Origin of the sequence: Streptomyces sp. NPDC096079, assembly GCF_040303145.1 — a bacterium.
Classification (GTDB): domain Bacteria; phylum Actinomycetota; class Actinomycetes; order Streptomycetales; family Streptomycetaceae; genus Streptomyces.
This window is the reverse complement of record NZ_JBEOST010000008.1, coordinates 32,828-48,438: the sequence shown is the minus strand read 5'-3', so window position 1 is coordinate 48,438 and position 15,611 is coordinate 32,828. Positions and strand designations below refer to the sequence as shown.

At 73.9% G+C, this 15,611-nt stretch carries 13 protein-coding genes; 3 read left to right on the top strand and 10 right to left on the bottom strand.

The annotated features are described in order from the left end of the window. Positions 1 to 11: 11 nt before the first annotated feature. The 4 genes from ABTY59_RS18135 to ABTY59_RS18120 form a co-directional block, all read right to left on the bottom strand. Positions 12 to 1,718, bottom strand: coding sequence for a class I adenylate-forming enzyme family protein (locus ABTY59_RS18135; RefSeq protein ID WP_352019960.1), 1,707 nt, complete (start codon positions 1,716 to 1,718; stop codon positions 12 to 14). 337 nt (positions 1,719 to 2,055) lie between these two features. Further along, positions 2,056 to 3,432: a flavin monoamine oxidase family protein gene (locus tag ABTY59_RS18130; protein WP_352019959.1), complete on the bottom strand. Its 1,377-nt coding sequence runs from the start codon at positions 3,430 to 3,432 to the stop codon at positions 2,056 to 2,058. Next, positions 3,429 to 3,725: an acyl carrier protein gene (locus ABTY59_RS18125; RefSeq protein ID WP_352019958.1), complete on the bottom strand. Its 297-nt coding sequence runs from the start codon at positions 3,723 to 3,725 to the stop codon at positions 3,429 to 3,431. The genes ABTY59_RS18130 and ABTY59_RS18125 overlap by 4 nt, the downstream gene beginning before the upstream one ends. After that, positions 3,715 to 5,265, bottom strand: a complete 1,551-nt coding sequence (locus ABTY59_RS18120) for an amino acid adenylation domain-containing protein (protein ID WP_352019957.1) — start codon at positions 5,263 to 5,265, stop codon at positions 3,715 to 3,717. The genes ABTY59_RS18125 and ABTY59_RS18120 overlap by 11 nt, the downstream gene beginning before the upstream one ends. 388 nt (positions 5,266 to 5,653) lie before the next feature. Between ABTY59_RS18120 and ABTY59_RS18115 the strand changes: the two genes are divergently transcribed. Next, positions 5,654 to 6,316, top strand: coding sequence for a DUF4232 domain-containing protein (locus ABTY59_RS18115; RefSeq protein WP_352019956.1), 663 nt, complete (start codon positions 5,654 to 5,656; stop codon positions 6,314 to 6,316). Between the two features lie 95 nt (positions 6,317 to 6,411). On the opposite strand, the gene ABTY59_RS18110 is transcribed toward ABTY59_RS18115, so the two are convergent. From ABTY59_RS18110 to ABTY59_RS18100, 3 genes are all read right to left on the bottom strand, one after another. Further along, positions 6,412 to 7,284 (bottom strand): sulfite exporter TauE/SafE family protein, encoded by an 873-nt coding sequence (locus tag ABTY59_RS18110; RefSeq protein ID WP_352019955.1) that lies wholly within the window; start codon positions 7,282 to 7,284, stop codon positions 6,412 to 6,414. Next, complete coding sequence (locus tag ABTY59_RS18105) at positions 7,281 to 7,859, bottom strand: rhodanese-like domain-containing protein (RefSeq protein ID WP_352019954.1); 579 nt, start codon at positions 7,857 to 7,859, stop codon at positions 7,281 to 7,283. The genes ABTY59_RS18110 and ABTY59_RS18105 overlap by 4 nt, the downstream gene beginning before the upstream one ends. A gap of 72 nt (positions 7,860 to 7,931) precedes the next feature. Further along, positions 7,932 to 9,326, bottom strand: a complete 1,395-nt coding sequence (locus ABTY59_RS18100) for a rhodanese-like domain-containing protein (RefSeq protein ID WP_352019953.1) — start codon at positions 9,324 to 9,326, stop codon at positions 7,932 to 7,934. A gap of 245 nt (positions 9,327 to 9,571) precedes the next feature. Between ABTY59_RS18100 and ABTY59_RS18095 the strand changes: the two genes are divergently transcribed. Together ABTY59_RS18095 and ABTY59_RS18090 are read left to right on the top strand one after the other, a co-directional pair. After that, positions 9,572 to 10,252 (top strand): class I SAM-dependent methyltransferase, encoded by a 681-nt coding sequence (locus ABTY59_RS18095; protein WP_352019952.1) that lies wholly within the window; start codon positions 9,572 to 9,574, stop codon positions 10,250 to 10,252. Between the two features lie 92 nt (positions 10,253 to 10,344). Then, on the top strand, positions 10,345 to 11,046 hold the full coding sequence (locus tag ABTY59_RS18090; protein WP_352019951.1) for a 2-phosphosulfolactate phosphatase: 702 nt from the start codon (positions 10,345 to 10,347) through the stop codon (positions 11,044 to 11,046). 25 nt (positions 11,047 to 11,071) lie between these two features. Here the strand turns inward: ABTY59_RS18090 and ABTY59_RS18085 are convergent, their stop codons facing one another. From ABTY59_RS18085 to ABTY59_RS18075, 3 genes are all read right to left on the bottom strand, one after another. Next, positions 11,072 to 11,482: an SRPBCC family protein gene (locus tag ABTY59_RS18085; RefSeq protein ID WP_352019950.1), complete on the bottom strand. Its 411-nt coding sequence runs from the start codon at positions 11,480 to 11,482 to the stop codon at positions 11,072 to 11,074. A gap of 44 nt (positions 11,483 to 11,526) precedes the next feature. Continuing rightward, positions 11,527 to 12,471: a class A beta-lactamase gene (gene bla / locus ABTY59_RS18080; RefSeq protein ID WP_352019949.1), complete on the bottom strand. Its 945-nt coding sequence runs from the start codon at positions 12,469 to 12,471 to the stop codon at positions 11,527 to 11,529. A gap of 82 nt (positions 12,472 to 12,553) precedes the next feature. Continuing rightward, on the bottom strand, positions 12,554 to 15,610 hold the full coding sequence (locus ABTY59_RS18075; protein WP_352019948.1) for an NHLP bacteriocin export ABC transporter permease/ATPase subunit: 3,057 nt from the start codon (positions 15,608 to 15,610) through the stop codon (positions 12,554 to 12,556). Position 15,611: the final 1 nt, after the last annotated feature.

Below are 15,611 nucleotides of genomic sequence, written 5' to 3'. Positions count from 1 at the left end.
GCGGGGTCCGCCTAACGGCCGGTCAGGAAGGTGGCGTAACGGGTCCGGAGCTCTCGCTTGAGCACCTTTCCGGTGGGGCCGAGCGGGAAGTCCTCCGGCGTGCGCGCGATGCTCACCGCGGCCAGCGGCGTCAGCCCGGCGGCGGTCAGGGCCTTGTTGGCCGCCTCCTGGACCTCCTCCGCGGTGCTCGCGGCGGCCTCGGCCTGCAACCGGACGACCGCGAGGGGGAGTTGGCCCTTCGTCGGTCCGGCGGAGACGCCGACCACCGAGCAGTCCTGCACCAGTGCGGCGCAGTCGGCGAGCAGCACCTCCTCGATCGGCAGGCTGTACGCCGGACCGGCCACGGTGTCGATCACGTCCACCGTGCGGTCGAGGTGGTAGAACCGCCCCTCGGTGTCCCGCCTGGCCACGTCGCCGGTGAGCCAGTAACCGTTCCGTTCGAACGTGCTGGTGAGCCGGTCGTCGTTCCAGTACCCGGGGGTGCGGGACGGCGTGATCACACCGAGCAGCCCCACCGTGCCGTCGGGGACCTCCTCGCCGTCCTCGTCGAGCACCGCGGCCCTCTCCACCACCTCCAGGGGCTTGCCGACGCAGCGGTCGTCGCGCCCGCTCTCCGGCGTGGTCATCTGCCCGAAGAGGGCCATGCCCATCTCGGAGGAGCCCAGGCCGTCGATGAACTGCGAGCCGGGAAGGGGCGGCTGCTCCTCCTTCTCCGTGGGCAGCAGCCAGGGCCTGACGAGTCCGGCGGGCCGCTCGCCGAGCTGCACCAGCCGGCGGATGTGTCCGTAGTGCGCGCTGTCGCCGGTGTTGAACCAGGAGTGCACCTTCGCCGCGCCCTTGACCGGGAGTTCACCGGTGGCCAGTTCCACGAAGCTGCGGGGGAAGGAGGCGATCATGGTGGGCCGGAAGGCCTCCATCACCGGCTCGACGACCGTGCGCCGCCAGTCGGACATGACCACGGTCGGCAGGCCGAGCAGGGTGGCGGTGAGGAAGTAGCTCAGGCCGCCCGCGTGGGTGTGCGGCATGAGCGACATCAGCCGGTCGTCGGGCTCGACGGGGAAGCGCACCATGCGGGGCTGCTTGCCCTCCCAGAACTGGCGGTGCGCCAGCTTGGTGGACTTCGGCGTCCCGGTGGTCCCGGAGGAGTGGATGAGCGCGACCACGTCGTCGGCGGCGTGGCGGTACGGGTAGACCTCGGGGAGCCCGGCGGACGCGGAGTCGAAGGCCTGGAGTTCGGCGGCGAGGGCGATGAAGCGGGGACGGCGGTGCGGGGTCTCGCGGTAGGCGGCGGCGAGCCGTGTGGGGTCGTCCGCGACCACTCCCACGACGCCGACGTGGTTCAGGTAGCGCACCATCACCTCGTGCGGCATGGCGTCGTTGACGAGGGCCGGTACGGCTCCCAGCGCGGCGAGCGCGAGGAAGTGGAGCACGGGCTCCAGGCCCTCGCGGACCACCACGCCGACCGGATCGCCGGGACGGACGCCGTTGGCCCAGTACCACTTGGCGTGGTGGTCGCGCAGGGCGGCCAGGTCGAGCAGGCTGTGACCCCGCAGTTCGACCTCGCCCCGGTGGTCGACGCGGTGGGTGTAGGCGTACGGCACCGCGCGGTTCGGGTTGACGGCGATGGCGTGGTCGAGGAAGTTGCCCGCTCCGAGCGTGGGCTCGGTCATCAACCCCTGTCTGGCGGCGAGAGGGGCGATGGGCGTGTGGTCGCTCATGAGGGTCTCCCGTTGGGCGCCGCCGGTCCGGACCCTGGTGGGGTCCTGGCCCCGGCGACTGTTCGAAGGGCTTGCTGTTCTCGGCGGAACTCGTGGTTCGGCTTGCCTTTCCCGTGCGGTCGTGAGGTGCGGCGCACGGCCCGGGCCCGGTCACGTCGTGGGACGTCGTGATCGGCTCGGGGAGGAGGTCGGTGGAGGGGTACGGTGACGACGCGGCCACCGTGAGGGGCGCGGAACCGGCTCGGGACACGCGTGCGGCGGGCACTCGGGCCGGGGTCCTGTACGGGCGGCGTTCCACGGCGGCGCGGACCGGCCCCGCGGCCGGATCCGTCCGGCTCTACCGGCGGGCGAGGACCTCCGCCGCCACCCGGCGGCCGGAGCGGATCGCCCCCTCCATGAGCCCGAAGAACTCGGTGCTGGTCTCCGTTCCGGCCCAGTGCACCCGCAGATGGGGGGCCACGAGCCCCGGGCCGTGCCGCACCCAGTCACCGGGACCGAAGAGCGCGGCGTAACAGCCCTGGCTGTAGGTCTCGTTGAGCCAGTCGGTCACGTGGAATCCCACGGGCTCGGGCAGCATCGGGAACAGCCGGGCCGCCTGCCCGCACGCCGCCGAGCGCTGCTCCCGCGGATCGAGTGCCGCGAAGCGATGGGCCTCGGCGCCCGTGACGAAGCCGGTGAGGACGCCGACCCCGGTTTCGGCCGGTGAGTCGTCCACGGTGGACAACAGGGGTCCCTCGGAGCTCACCGACCACCCCGACAGACCGTGGTCCCGCCAGACCGGGGCCGGGTACACCAGGTGCACCTTGACCGCGCAGCCCCGCGCGGTGCGGTCGCTCGCCCGGGGTGCCGGCGGGGCGGGCCGGTGGTCGACGGCGTCGGCGAGCAGCGGCGGCAGGGCCATGACCGCGACGTCGGCGCGGTACTCCCCCCTCATGCTGTGGACGGTGACGCCCGTGTCGTCCTGGTGCACGGCGTGGACCGGCTCCCCGAGCCGCACCCCGGCTCCCAGCCGAGCGGCCAGCCGCTCGCACACCTGGTGGGCGCCTCCGTCGATCCGGTCCTGCTGGGCACCGCCCTCGAAGGCGTTCAGGTAGCGCAGCCCTCCGCCCGACCGCAGGTAGACGGCCACGTGCAGGATGGACACCCTGGCCGGGTCCGCCGCCATCATCTCGCCCAGGAAGAGCGGGAAGAAGAGCCGGGCGTCGGGGTGCGTGAGGTGCCGATCGGCCCATGCCCCGGCGGTCAGGGCGTCCAGTTCCCCGGCGCCCGGCGTGAGCCACGGGGCATCGGGGCGCACGGTCGCGCTCAGTTCGTCGAGCCGCTCGAAGAGGTCGCCGAGGGCCACGGCGTTGAGGGGCGGGAACCGGCCGTCCCGGGTGCTCTCGCCGGTCCCGAGGGCGAAGCGGCTGGCGCCCCGCATGACGGTGGGCGTCGCCTTGAGGTCCAGCTCGGCCATCAGGGAGTGCAGTTCCGTGTGGCGGTCCCCCAGGTAGGCGGCGCCCGCGTCCACCCATCCCTCGGCGGAGACCTGGAGTCCGCGGGCCCTGCCGCCCACCCGGTCGCGTGCCTCCAGCACCGTCACCTCGATCCCGGCGGCGGCGAGTTCGGTCGCGGCCGTCAGCCCGGCGAACCCGGCTCCCACCACCACGGCGCTGGAGACGGCTCCGGAGCGTCTGGGGGCGCCGTCGTCCGGGGTCCCGTCGCGCGCGGTCACCGGGCGTCCGTGATCTTCTCGGCGAGCCGTTCGGGGGTCGCAGCGCCGACGAAGTCCTCGAAGGTCAGTTCCACCCCGTAGGAGCGGGCGATGGCGCTGAGCACCCGGGTCGCGACCAGCGAGTCGCCGCCGAGGAGGAAGAAGTCGGAGTCCGCCGAGACGTCGTCGGTCTCCAGGACGCGCCGGAACATCGCCACCACGGCCTCGGTGTCGGCGCCGGCGACGGAGCCGGCGGGGGCGCTGGGGCCTGCGGGGGTCTCCCCGGCGGCCGAGGCGGTGGTGTCAACGCTCATCAACGGTCTCCTTTGACCTGTTCACGGTTGCGTAACGCTGGTGCGAGGCTCTTCTGTCGACCTTGCCGCTCGTGGTCAGCACGAGGTGCGGGACGACGGTGATCCGGCTCGGCACGAGATGGGCGGGCACCCGCTCGCGCAGGTAGGCCCGCAGGTCGCCGTCGAGGCGACGCGTTTCGGTGTCCGGTCCGGGCACCACATAGGCGACGAGTGCGGCGCGGCCGACGCTGACGGCTCCGGTGACGGCCACCGCGTTCACCGCGGGGTGGCCGGCGAGGTGCGCCTCCACCTCGGCCGGATCGACGCGGATGCCCCTGATCTTGATCTCGTCGTTCAGCCTGCCCTCGTGGGTGAGGAGGCCGTCCGGCGTCCTGCTGACCCGGTCCCCGGTGCGGAACCGGCGCTCGCCGCCCACGACCGGGTACGCCTCCTCGGTGGCCCGGCCCATGCCCAGATAGCCGAGGGCCAGCGCCGGGCCGCCGATCAGCAGCTCGTCCTGGTCCCCGATGTCCTCCACGACGTGCGCGAGGGGCCGGCCGATCGGCGCCCTGGTGCCGCCCGCCCAGTCCCAGCCCGGGACCGGGGCGCCCGGGCCGTGCAGCTCGACGGCATGGGTGATCAGGGTGGTCTCGGTGCATCCGTAGGTGTTGGCCAGGCGGATGCGCCCCGTGTCGAGGCGGCTCCAGTCGGCCAGCCGGGCGGGACTGACGGCCTCCCCGCCGATCACCATCAGCCGGACGCAGTCGGGAAGGGCCGTCCCCTCCTCGGCGAGGTGGAGGACGAGCTCGTGCCAGAAGGCCGTCGGCAGATCGAGGACGCTGACCCGTTCGCGCTCGACCATCCGCAGGAACCGCGGGAAGGATCCCGAGTGCGCCTCGCGGTCGAACACCAGGGTCGCTCCGGCGGTCAGCGTCGGGAGGATCTCCTCCAGCGAGGTGTCCCAGTTGAGCGAGGCGAACTGGAGCACCCGGTCCTCCTCCGTGAGGGAGAAGAGGTCACGGAGCGCGCGCACGGAGACCGAGATGGCTCGGCGCGGTGTCACCACCGGCTTGGGCCGGCCCGTGGAGCCGGAGGTGAAGAGGATGTACGCCGGCGCTTCGGGACCCGCGTCCCGCCCGGGGCCACCGGCGGTCGCCGCCGTGCCCCGCGCCGTCTCCTCCTGCTCCCACCGGACGACCGGCAGGCCGAGCCGGGGGTCGAGGGCCGCGTCGGTGCCGATGACCGCGCGGCAGCCGGCGGCGGACACCATGTCCTGCTGGCGCGCCGGCGGAAAGGCCGGATCGACGGGGCAGTAGACGCCTCCGGCCGTCAGCACGGCGAGCATCGCGACCACGGTCTCCGGGGTGTGGGTGGCCGGCACGGCGATGGCTCCGTGCCATGGCCCGAGCCGCTCCGCGAGGCGGCTCACGAGCTCGTGCAGCCGGCCGTACGTCACGACCCGCCCCTCATGGACGAGTGCCGCGCGCTCCGGGTTTCGAAGAGCGGCTTCCGTGAAGACCTGGATGAGGTCCGGGGTGGTTCCAAGGGTCTCGCACTGCATTGACTTGATCGCCCCAAATAAGCTTGAAAGCGCCTGTCCGTGCCCGCCGAACGGGGACTCTACAGGCGAACTAGTGTTGCCACAATGGGAGTTGTGGAGAATCGGATGATCTCCGTGGACACCGCGTGATGGTGCGTACTCCAGCAGGTCAGACCCCCTGCGGGGGTTCCGCTTCCGCTTCGCCGCGAACGCGGAACCGGAGGCGTCGATACCGCGGAAGGCCGTTGCCGGGCCCTCCCCCCGAGGGCCGAAAGTGGAGGGCGGGTGACGCCGCCCGGTGGACCGTGGTGAATTCGGAAAGGCACCGTCACAGAACCGTGAAGGACGCGCGCCATCCTGGTGTTCACCACAGCGCAGGTCGTGCGCTGTCATCGGGGGGAGTACCACCATGAGCACCGTTCGCAGAGCCGCCGCCGTCCTCGTCGCCGTGTCCGCGCTGGCCCTGACCGCCTGCGGGCCCTCCGAGGACGGAGCCGCGGGCGGGACCGCGACGCCGACCACGAAGCCCCCCACGTCCGCCGCCCCGTCCGCCACGCCCCCCGCCTCCTCGGCCGAGCCGACGACGCCCGCCAAGCCGTCGAAGCCGGTCAAGCCGTCCACGCCCGCGAAGCCGGTCTCGCCGTCGGCCGACCCGGACTACGACGTCTTCCCCTGCAGCACCTACGACCTGACGTTCACCGCGAGCCTGGCCGAGCCCACGACCAGCAGCTACCTCCTGAAGGTCACCAACAAGACCGGCAAGCCGTGCCGCGTGCTCGGATACCCCGTGGTGACCTTCGGCGACCTCGACGACCAGGCGACGGCGCGCGGCGCCGCCCCCGGCATCGAGGAGGCCATCAGGCTCGCACCGGGCCAGTCCGCCTACGCGGGCCTGATGGGTGGTCTGAAGGGCGCCGGGAGCAAGACGGTCTCCTCGATCGGACTGACCATGGAGACCGACTCCGACCTGGAGCAGAAGCCGCTCAAGGCCTCGACGCCCGGCCTGAACGTCTCCGGCGACAACTCCGTCACGGCGTGGATGGACAACGCGGAGGACGCGCTCAGCCTGTAGTCCCGGCGATCCCGGCCGGCTGCCGGTCCGGCCGGGGCCATGGCGCTGCCCCGGTTCGCCGGCTGCCCCCGGGTTCCTCAGACGTGCGGTCGCGCTCAGGGTCGGCGTCGGCCGGCCGCGTCGGGGCGGGGCCATGAGGCGCGGAGCCGGGTGGCGACCGCCGACGCCAGGACGGCGCCGAGCACCGCCCAGGTGGCCGGGTGCGTCCACACGGCGGGATCGAGCTGCCGCGCGAGGACGAGGACGCCCATCACGACGACGAACCACCCGAACACGGTGCGCAGGGTCTCCTGCGGGATGCGGCCCGAGAGCCGGCCGCCCACGACGCTCCCCGCCACCGCCGCGGCCGTCACCGTCAGGGCCAGGCCCCAGTCGATCCCGACGCCCGAGAGGTGTCCGGCGAGCCCGGCGAAGGAGTTCATTCCGACGACCAGCAGCGAGGTCCCCACCGCGACGCCCATGGGGAGCCCGCCGAGGAGGGCGAGCGCCGGGACGACGAGGAAGCCGCCGCCCGAACCGACCAGTCCCGTCACCGCGCCGACGGCGAGGCCTTCCGCCGCGAGGCGCCGCAGGGGGCGCTCGGGGCGGTCTTCGTTCCCCTTCTCCCGGCCGGTCCGGGGCTTGCGCAGCATCGCCGCCGCCGTGGCCAGCGTCATCAGCGCGAAGGCCACGAGCAGGGCTGTCGCCGGGACGTACGCGGCCAGTCGCCCGCCGCCGTACGCGCCGACCATGCTGAACCCGCCGAAGAGAAGGCCGGTCCGCAGCCGGACCCGGCGCGCGCGGGCGTGCGGCACCAGGGCGGCGAGACTGGTGACACCGACCACGAACAGCGAGGTCGCGATCGCCTCCGCGGGGTCCTGCCCGGCCAGGTAGACCAGGATCGGCACCGTGAGGATCGAGCCTCCGCCCCCGAGCGCGCCGAGGCTCACGCCGACGAGCAGGGAGGCGGCGACGACCAGGAGCGTCACGAGGCGCTCCGCAGCTCCGTGACCACCGTGCGGATGTCGGTCCGCGGTCCGCGGTTGTACGGCAGCTTGGACAGCAGCACGCCCATGGCGCAGGAGTTGCTGAGCGCCGCGTACGTGAGGCCCGCGCCGATCGCCGTACCGATCAGGTGGGCGCCCGGGACGAACACCCCGACGAGGCCCGTGGTCAGGACGATCGACCCGGCGACCAGCCGGACCTGGCGTTCCATGTCCCAGCGCTCGGGACCACGGTTCACGCGGGCGCCGGCCGCCTCCCAGGCGACGATCCCGCCCTCCAGGACGCGAAGGTTCGGCAGTCCGGCCTCGGAGAGGGCCTTTTCGGCCTGGGCGGCGCGCTGTCCCGAACGGCACACGAGCACGACGTCCTCGTCCAGGTGGGTCAGGAGCTCGGTCCGGTGCTCGCGCAGCGTGTTCAGGGGCACGTTGTACGAGCCCGGGATGTGCGCCGTACGGAACTCGCCCGGCGTCCGCACGTCGAGCAGTCGAGGGGCGCGTCCCTCCTGGACGAGCCGGTGCAGCGCGGTGGGGGTGAGCGAGGAGGTGGGGGTGGTGCTCATGGGATTCCGGTTCCTGTGGGGTGTGGATACCTGGGGGGGGTATGTGAAGGGTGAGGAAGGGGCTCGTGGTGCTCAGGCCTCGACCCGTTCCGGCCTCGGCTCCGTCAGGGCCCAGGCCGCGTAGCCGCCGAGGATGTCGGAGACGTCCCGGAACCCGCGCTGCCGCAGCAGGCTCGCCGCGATGGAGGACCGGTGGCCGCCCGCGCAGTGCACGACCAGGGGCCGGTCGGTGGGCAGTTCGGCCGTGCGGTCCGGGAGTTCGCTGAGCGGGATGTGCAGCGCGGACCGGATGACGCCGTTCGCCTCGCGCTCCCCGCAGGTGCGCACGTCGAGCACGGCCGGCGGCAGCTCGCCCGCGAGGGCCGCCCGGAGGTGCGCGGCGGTGACCCGTCCGGCGGGGGAGACCTCGTCGGCCAGCGCCTCCAGCGCGTCCTCGGGGTTGCGGACGTACCCCACGACCCGGTCGAAGCCGATCCGGGCGAGGCGGGTGACGACCTCCTCCTCCCGGTTCTGCGGTGCCATGACGAGCAGCTCGGCGGCCGGGTGGAGGACGGTGCCGGCCTGTTCGGCGAAGCGGCCGTCGGCCGGGACGTTCACCGCGCCGCGCAGATGCCCGGACGCGAACTCCTGCGGGTCGCGGGCGTCCACCACGACCGCGCCGGCCGTCCGCAGCGCGGCGAAGTCGGCGAGTGCGAGCGGACGCGGGGCCGAGGTGTCGAAGCGGGCCCGGTCCCTGCGGTTCAGCTCGGCGTCGTACGCGAAGTAGCCGGGCGCGGCCGGCTGGCCGGCGGTGACGAGGGCGACGAACTCCTCGCGACGCATGGGGGCGCAGGCGTAGTTGGTCGCCCGCTGCTCGCCGATGGTCGACTGCTTCCGCGTCGACAGGTTCTTGCCGCAGGCCGAACCGGCGCCGTGCGCGGGGAACAGCCGTACCTCGTCCGGCAGTCGCATGAGCTTGTGCTGCACGCTGTCGTGGAGCATGCCGCCGAGCTCCTCGGCGGTGACGCCCAGCGAGGCGAGCAGGTCGGGGCGGCCGACGTCGCCGATGAACAGCGCGTCGCCGGTCAGGACGCCGTACGGCACCGCGGCCTCGGCCCGCTCGTACACGAGGACGCTGATCGACTCCGGGGTGTGCCCGGGCGTCTCCAGGATCTCCAGGGTGACGTCGCCGAGTGATATCCGCTCGCCCTCGGAGAGCTTCCGGATCGGGTACTCGGTCGTGGCGCGCCGCCCGTAGCCGATCCAGGCGCCGGTCGCGTCGGCCATCTCCAGGTGGCCGGCGACGAAGTCGGCGTGGAAGTGGGTGTTGATGACGCCCACGACCGTGAATCCGTGCGCGGCGGCGTCGGCGAGGTACTCCGAGACGTCGCGGCGGGGGTCCACGACCACGGCCCGGCCGGTGCGCTCGTCGGCGATCATGTACGACGCCTGGGAGAGGCAGTCGAGGTAGTACTGCGTGAAGAACACGGTGATCCCTTCGGTGGACGCCCGGTGTGACGGCGCTGGTCGGCCCTGTGCGATGAAATACCCCCGGGGGTAATCCCAGCTCGACCGTAGGATGCCGTCCGAGCGAAGTCAAATACCCCCCTGGGTATTTTCCCGAGGAGGGGGGCACGGTCCGCCGCTCGTCACGGGGAGGGGGATCGCGGGGCGTTTTGCCGGACCGGCAACAACGGTGGCGTGCGGCGGGCGCGGTGCGCGACGGTGGGCGCGTGACCGAGAACATCGCAGCGGGACGGCCCGCGTCCGAGACCCCCTCGCCCACCGACGCGTACCTCGGAGACCCCGAGGTGCGCGCGAAATGGGACGACCTGTACGCCGACCGGCAGCAGCTGTGGAGCGGCCGGCCCAACGGCGCGCTCGTCGCCGAGACCGCCGGCCTCACGCCCGGCCGGGTGCTCGACGTCGGCTGCGGCGAGGGCGCCGACGCCGTCTGGCTCGCACGCGGCGGCTGGGACGTGACCGCGCTCGAGGTGTCGGGCGTGGCCCTGGAGCGAGCGGCCGGGCACGCGCGGGACGCGGGTGTCCCCGTGCGCTGGGTCCACGCCACCCTGACCGAGGCGGCGCTCCCGCCGGGCTCCTTCGACCTGGTCTCCGCCCAGTACCCCGCCCTGCTCCGGACGCCCGACGGCAGCGCCGAACGCGCGCTGCTCTCGGCCGTCGCCGTCGGCGGCGTGCTCCTGCTCGTGCACCACGCGGGGATGGACACCGCGGAGCGGAACGACAACGGCTTCGACCCGGCCGACTACGTCTGGCCGTCGATGGTGGCGGCCCTTCTCGACGAGAACTGGGTGGTGGAGGCCGACGAGGAGCGTCCCCGCGTGATCCCCGAGGGCGGCGCGGGCGCACACCACACCGACGACGTCGTCCTGCGGGCCCGCCGACTGCGCTGACGGCGGACGCACCGGGCGCCGGCCCGCGGGGCGTGGGCGGTGGCCGGGGAAATGCGCTTGTTCTCGCGCGCCCAGGACGTCAGGATGCGCCGATGGACCATCGCTTCCTCGGCATACCGGAGTTGACCGACGTCCCCCGGGTCGCCGTCGTCATCGACGTCATGCGTGCCTTCACCGTCGCCGCCTGGGCCTTCTCGCGAGGCGTCGAGAAGATCGTCCTCGCCCCGACGATCGAGGAGGCGCTCGCCCTGAAGGAGGGCAACCCGGGCTGGCTCGCCCTGAAGGACGGGGCTCCGGCGGCGGGCTTCGACGCGGTGAACTCGCCCGCTCTGCTCAGGTCCCGCGACTTCGCCGGGCGCACGCTGGTGCAGAAGACGACGGCGGGGACCGTGGGCGCACTGGCCGTCGCCGAGGCGCCGCTGGTCCTCTGCGCGAGCTTCGCGGTCGCCGGACCGACGGCGCGCTACCTGCGGAGCCGGGCGGCCGGGCTGCCCGTGACCTTCGTCGTCACCGGCGAGGAGGGCCGGGCCGACGAGGACCTGGCGTGCGCGCAGTACATCGGCGAGCGCGTCGCGGACGACGGCGTCGCCGCGGCCCCCTACCTCCACCGCGCGCGGAACTCGCGCGCGGCGGCGGAACTCGCCGCCGAGCTGAGGGCCGGAAGCCACCCGGACGACGTCGCTCTCTGCCTGGAGGTCGACACGTTCCCCTTCGCGATGGCGGCCCGCACGGAGGACGACCTCACGGTGCTCCGGCCCGTCGTCGCACCGGAGCCCTCGTCAGGGGGCCGCTGACCGTCCGTCGCCCGCGGCCGACGCCTCAGGCGGACTCCAGCAGCCCCTTCAGCCGGACCAGGTCCTCGGTGACCGTGGCCGCGTCCCGCTCGAAGTCGGCGTCGCTCGTGCCCGGCTGCCGGCGGAGGGAGAACACCACCTCGCTGCCGGCGCCGCTCACGATCACACGGACCGGGTTGTGGACGGTCTCCCCCGAGGGGAGCGTGACGTCGTGGTCCAGTACGCCCAGCTCGTTGCGGGGCGTGAACGACACGACGACGCGTCCCAGCGGGGACGACTCGGCGACCCACCGGTCCCCGATCCGCTCGATCGACCTCCCCAGCCCATGGGCCCACGCGGGCATGTTGGCCGGGTCCGACGCGTACGCGTAGACCGCGGCCACCGGGCGGTCGATGTGGATGCCGATGTGACGGGATTCCTCGCCGGTGACGTTCATGCCGGCGACGTTAGCGGTTCGCCGCCGCGGTCGTCTTGAACGAATCAGACACCGGGGACGCGTGCCGCGCCGAGTTCCTCCGCGAGCAGCGCTGCCGCCGCGGCCACCAGCGCGTCGTCGGACCGGGCGTCCTCCGCCGGCCGGGTGGTGAGCACGGCGAGGACGATCGGCGTGCCGTCGGGACGCCACGCGATGCCCACGTCGTTGGCGCCGCCGTGGCGCGCGGAGCCCGTCTTGTCGGCGAGGAGCCAGTCGGCGGGCAGGCCGCGGCGGAAGCGGTCGCCGCTGGTGGTGTTGCGCAGCAGCCAGTCGGTGAGCCGCTCGCGGTCGTGCGGCTCCAGCGCGTCGCCGAGCACCAGACGCGCGTGGTCGAGACCGACGGCGTACGGGGTCGTGGTGTCGGTGACCCGCCAGGGCTCCGCCGAGTTCAGTTCGGGCTCCCAGCGGTCCAGCCGGGTGACGCGGTCCCCGATCGAGCGGCAGAAGCGGGTGACGGCCGTCGGACCGCCGAGGTCCCCGAGGAGCAGGTTGGCGGCGGCGTTGTCGCTGAACCGGATTGCGGCGTCGCACAGTTCGCCGACGGTCATGCCGTGCGCGACGTTCTCGTCCAGCCCCGTGACCGGCGCGTGGCCCGAGGCGGCGGCGTACTCCGCGGTGTAGCGGACGCGCCGGGCGAGGAACTCCCCGTCCCGGTCGAGGTCCCGCAGGACGGCCGCGACGGCCAGCGTCTTGAACACGGAGGCCATCGGGAACCGCTCGTGCGCCCGGTGCGCGACCGTCGCGCCGGTGCGCATGTCCCGGGCGAACGCGCCGAGGCGCGCGTCGTGCGCCCGCTCCAGGCGCCTCAGCCGCGCGACGACGCCGCCCGCCGCCGGTGCGGCGGACGCGGTTCCGCCGCCCAGGGCGAGCGCGGCCGTGACCGCCGCTCCGGTGCCGAGGGCGAGCGTCGTACGGCGGGTCGGGTCCGGTCGGCGTCGGCTGGAGTGCAAGGACTTTCCCTTCGTGGACGTCACCGTCGTACGTGTACACGCCACCGACGGCCGTTCCGGTTCTGCCACGCCCGCGGAAGGCTCAGTCCAGCTGGCGCCGGACCAGCTCGTGGAAGAGGCCGCTCGTGTCGGCCAGGAGCTCGGCCGGGGTGCCCTCCTGCACGACGCGTCCGTCGGCCAGGGCGATCACCCGGTCCGCGTCCATGATCGTGGAGAGGCGGTGGGCGATCACGACCCGCGTCGCGTCGAGAGCCCGGGTCGACTCGATGACGGTGCGCTGCGCCTCGTTGTCCAGGGCGCTCGTCGCCTCGTCGAAGAAGAGGACACGGGGCCTGCGGATGAGCGCCTGGGCGATCATCAGCCGCTGGCGCTGGCCGCCCGAGACCGAGCCACCGCCGTCGGACAGCATCGTGTGCATGCCCATGGGCATGGCCTTGATGTCCTCGGCGAGGCCCGCCATCGCGGCGGCGGCCCACGCGTCCTCCAGGGGGTACGAGCCCGCGCCGCGGATGCAGTCGAGGACGGACCCCGAGAACGGCTGGGCGTTCTGCAGGACGACGCCGCACTGTCGGCGCACGGCCGCCTGGTCCAGGGCCGCGAGGTCCTGACCGTCGTACCGCACGGTCCCGGACGCCGGCCGGTCGAAGCCGATGAGCAGCCGCAGCAGCGTCGACTTGCCGCAGCCGCTGGCCCCGACGATCGCGACGAACTCGCCCGGCCGCACCCGCAGACTGACTCCGTCGAGGACCAGCGGACCGTCCTCGGTGTAGCGGTACGACAGGTTCTCGGCCTCGACCGCCCCGGTCAGCTCGCCGGGCGGGGCACTGGAGCCGCGGACCTCGGGCGTCGCCCGGAACACCGGCCCGATCTGCTCGAACATGGGCTGGACGGCGGCGGCCGACAGCAGCGCGCCGGTCAGCTGCGTCACCGAGGACAGCATCATCGTCACGGCGGTGCTGAAGGTGAGGAACTCGCTCGCGGACAGGGTGCCGCGGGCCGGACCGGCGAGCAGCCCGAACATCACCAGCGTGCACAGCGGCAGACAGACCGCGCCGAGCACGGCGAGGACGTTCTTGATCCGCCCCACCCGCCGGTGCAGCTCGCGGGTGCGGGCGAACTGCCCCGCCCAGGCGGCGTACGCGAAGCTCTCGGCCGCCGCCACCCGCAGCTTCGGCAGACCGCGAAGGGTCTGGTACGCCTGGTTGTCGAGCTTGTTGCCCAGCCGGATCAACTGCCGCTGGTACCGCAGCTGCCAGAGGCCGAGCCCCAGGAAGACCGCGCCCGTGGTGAGCAGCAGCGCGAGCGCGACCAGGGCCAGGGGGACGCTGTAGACGAGGAGCAGCACCAGGTTGACGGTGCCCACCGTGCCCGCCTGGACGACCACCGGGCCGATCCCGGACAGGACCCGCCGGATGGCGCTGATGCCCATGGCCGCACCGGCCAGCTCACCGGTCGAACGGCCGCGGAAGAACGTCGTCGGCAGCCGCAGCAGCCGGTCCCAGACGGCCGGCTGGAGGGTGGCCTCGACGCGGCCCTCCATCCGGAGGATCGCGGTGTTCTGCAGCAGCATGAAGGCGGCCGACACGACGCTGGTCGCGATGATCGCGATCCCGGCCTGGACGATGAGGCCCGTCTCGGCCGCGGGGACGTAGGAGCCCAGCACCTTGCCGGTGGCGACGGGGACGAGCGCGCCGAGGGCGACCGCGACGAGCCCGCCGAGGAGCAGGTCGCGCAGTTCCCGCCGGGTGCCCCGGACACTGAACCGGAGCAGCGGCAGCAGCCCCAGCGGCCGGTCGGGGAGCGGACGGTAGAACATGACCGCGCGCGGGGCGAACGCCGCCGAGCCGGTCCGGCCGACCCGCTGCCGCTCTCCCGTGGCGGGGTCGAAGGCCACGTACCGGCCGCGCCGCCACAGCAGCGCGACCGGGCTCCCGTCCGTGGCGCGGCGGCCCACGAGCGGACCGCTGTCCTCGCGCCACCAGCGGTCGCCGAGCCGGACGCCCCGGGTGCGGACCCGGGAGGCGAGCGCGATGCGTTCGACGGGGTCGAGGAGGCCCGGATCCGTGCCCGCGCCGGCTGGTTCCGCGAGGGTGATGCGGGCGTCGTGGGCGACGGCCCGGCATACGGCCCAGGTCGCGTCGTCGCCCGAGCGATCCGCGGACGGAGCGCCGCCGGAGCGGTCCCCGGGGCGGCCGATGGAGGCGAGCAGGGTGCGGTCGGCGCGGGTGCGGGCCGCACGCCCCGCCTCGATCCCGGCGGCCGCGCGGTCCTCGTGGTCGCGTTCGAGCTGCTCGATCCAGCCGTCCAGGGCGTACAGCAGCCGGTACTGCTGGTCGACCATCCCCTGCCAGGTCGCGGACTCGACGAGCAGGGTGCCCGCGCCGAAGCCCGGGCCCTGGGGGCTCTCGTAGGCCGCTCCGTACGCGACGCCGCCCGGCGGGACCCGCATCCAGAGGACCTCGTCGTCGGCCGCGCCGGAGGCGTCGTCGAGGGCGGCCTGGTACAGGACGCGCAGCCCGCGCCCGATGCCGAGCGCGAAGGCGTGCTCCAGGGGGCTGAGGGGGGTCTCGGCCGGCATCCCGTACGCGCTCGGGCCCCCGTGCCACGCGTCCGCGTACCACTGCCCCTCGTACCGGCGACCGCCGTGGGCCGCCTCCGCGTACCCCTGCCCGTACCCGTGGGCCTGCTGCCCGTACTCGTGGCCGCCGTACGCCTGCTGCCCGTACTCGTGACCGCCGTACGCCTGCTGCCCGTACCCGTGGCCGCCGTACGCCTCCCCTCCGTACGGTGGCGGTGCGTACGGCAGTTCGCGCAGCTCGATCCGGCGCAGCACGCAGCCCTGCGCGGGGCGGCCCACCAGGGTGTGCGCGGGGCCTTCGACCGGGCCGAGCAGCAGCGTGCCCGGCCCGAGGCGGCCCAGGAAGTGCCAGGGCCCGAGCCGTGCCGCGTCGACGGCGAAGAGGTCCAGCGCGCCCTCGACGACGAGCCAGAGGACGTGCGGGCCTTCGAGGGCGAGGCTGCGCAGACCGGTGGAGTCGACGGCGCCGCCCAGCGCGCCCAGGGCCGCGACGACCGGGTCAGGGGCGCCGCCGCTGCGCCCTGCGGCGGCGGGTCCGGCGGGCGGGTGGGGTTCGTTCACC

Bases quoted from the DNA above. Each gene is read 5' to 3' on its own strand.
- ABTY59_RS18120 (WP_352019957.1), bottom strand. From the start codon at position 5,265: ATGCAGTGCGAGACCCTTGGAACCACCCCGGACCTCATCCAGGTCTTC.
- ABTY59_RS18135 (WP_352019960.1), bottom strand. From the start codon at position 1,718: ATGAGCGACCACACGCCCATCGCCCCTCTCGCCGCCAGACAGGGGTTG.
- ABTY59_RS18090 (WP_352019951.1), top strand. From the start codon at position 10,345: ATGGACCATCGCTTCCTCGGCATACCGGAGTTGACCGACGTCCCCCGG.
- ABTY59_RS18085 (WP_352019950.1), bottom strand. From the start codon at position 11,482: ATGAACGTCACCGGCGAGGAATCCCGTCACATCGGCATCCACATCGAC.
- ABTY59_RS18115 (WP_352019956.1), top strand. From the start codon at position 5,654: ATGAGCACCGTTCGCAGAGCCGCCGCCGTCCTCGTCGCCGTGTCCGCG.
- ABTY59_RS18105 (WP_352019954.1), bottom strand. From the start codon at position 7,859: ATGAGCACCACCCCCACCTCCTCGCTCACCCCCACCGCGCTGCACCGG.
- ABTY59_RS18125 (WP_352019958.1), bottom strand. From the start codon at position 3,725: ATGAGCGTTGACACCACCGCCTCGGCCGCCGGGGAGACCCCCGCAGGC.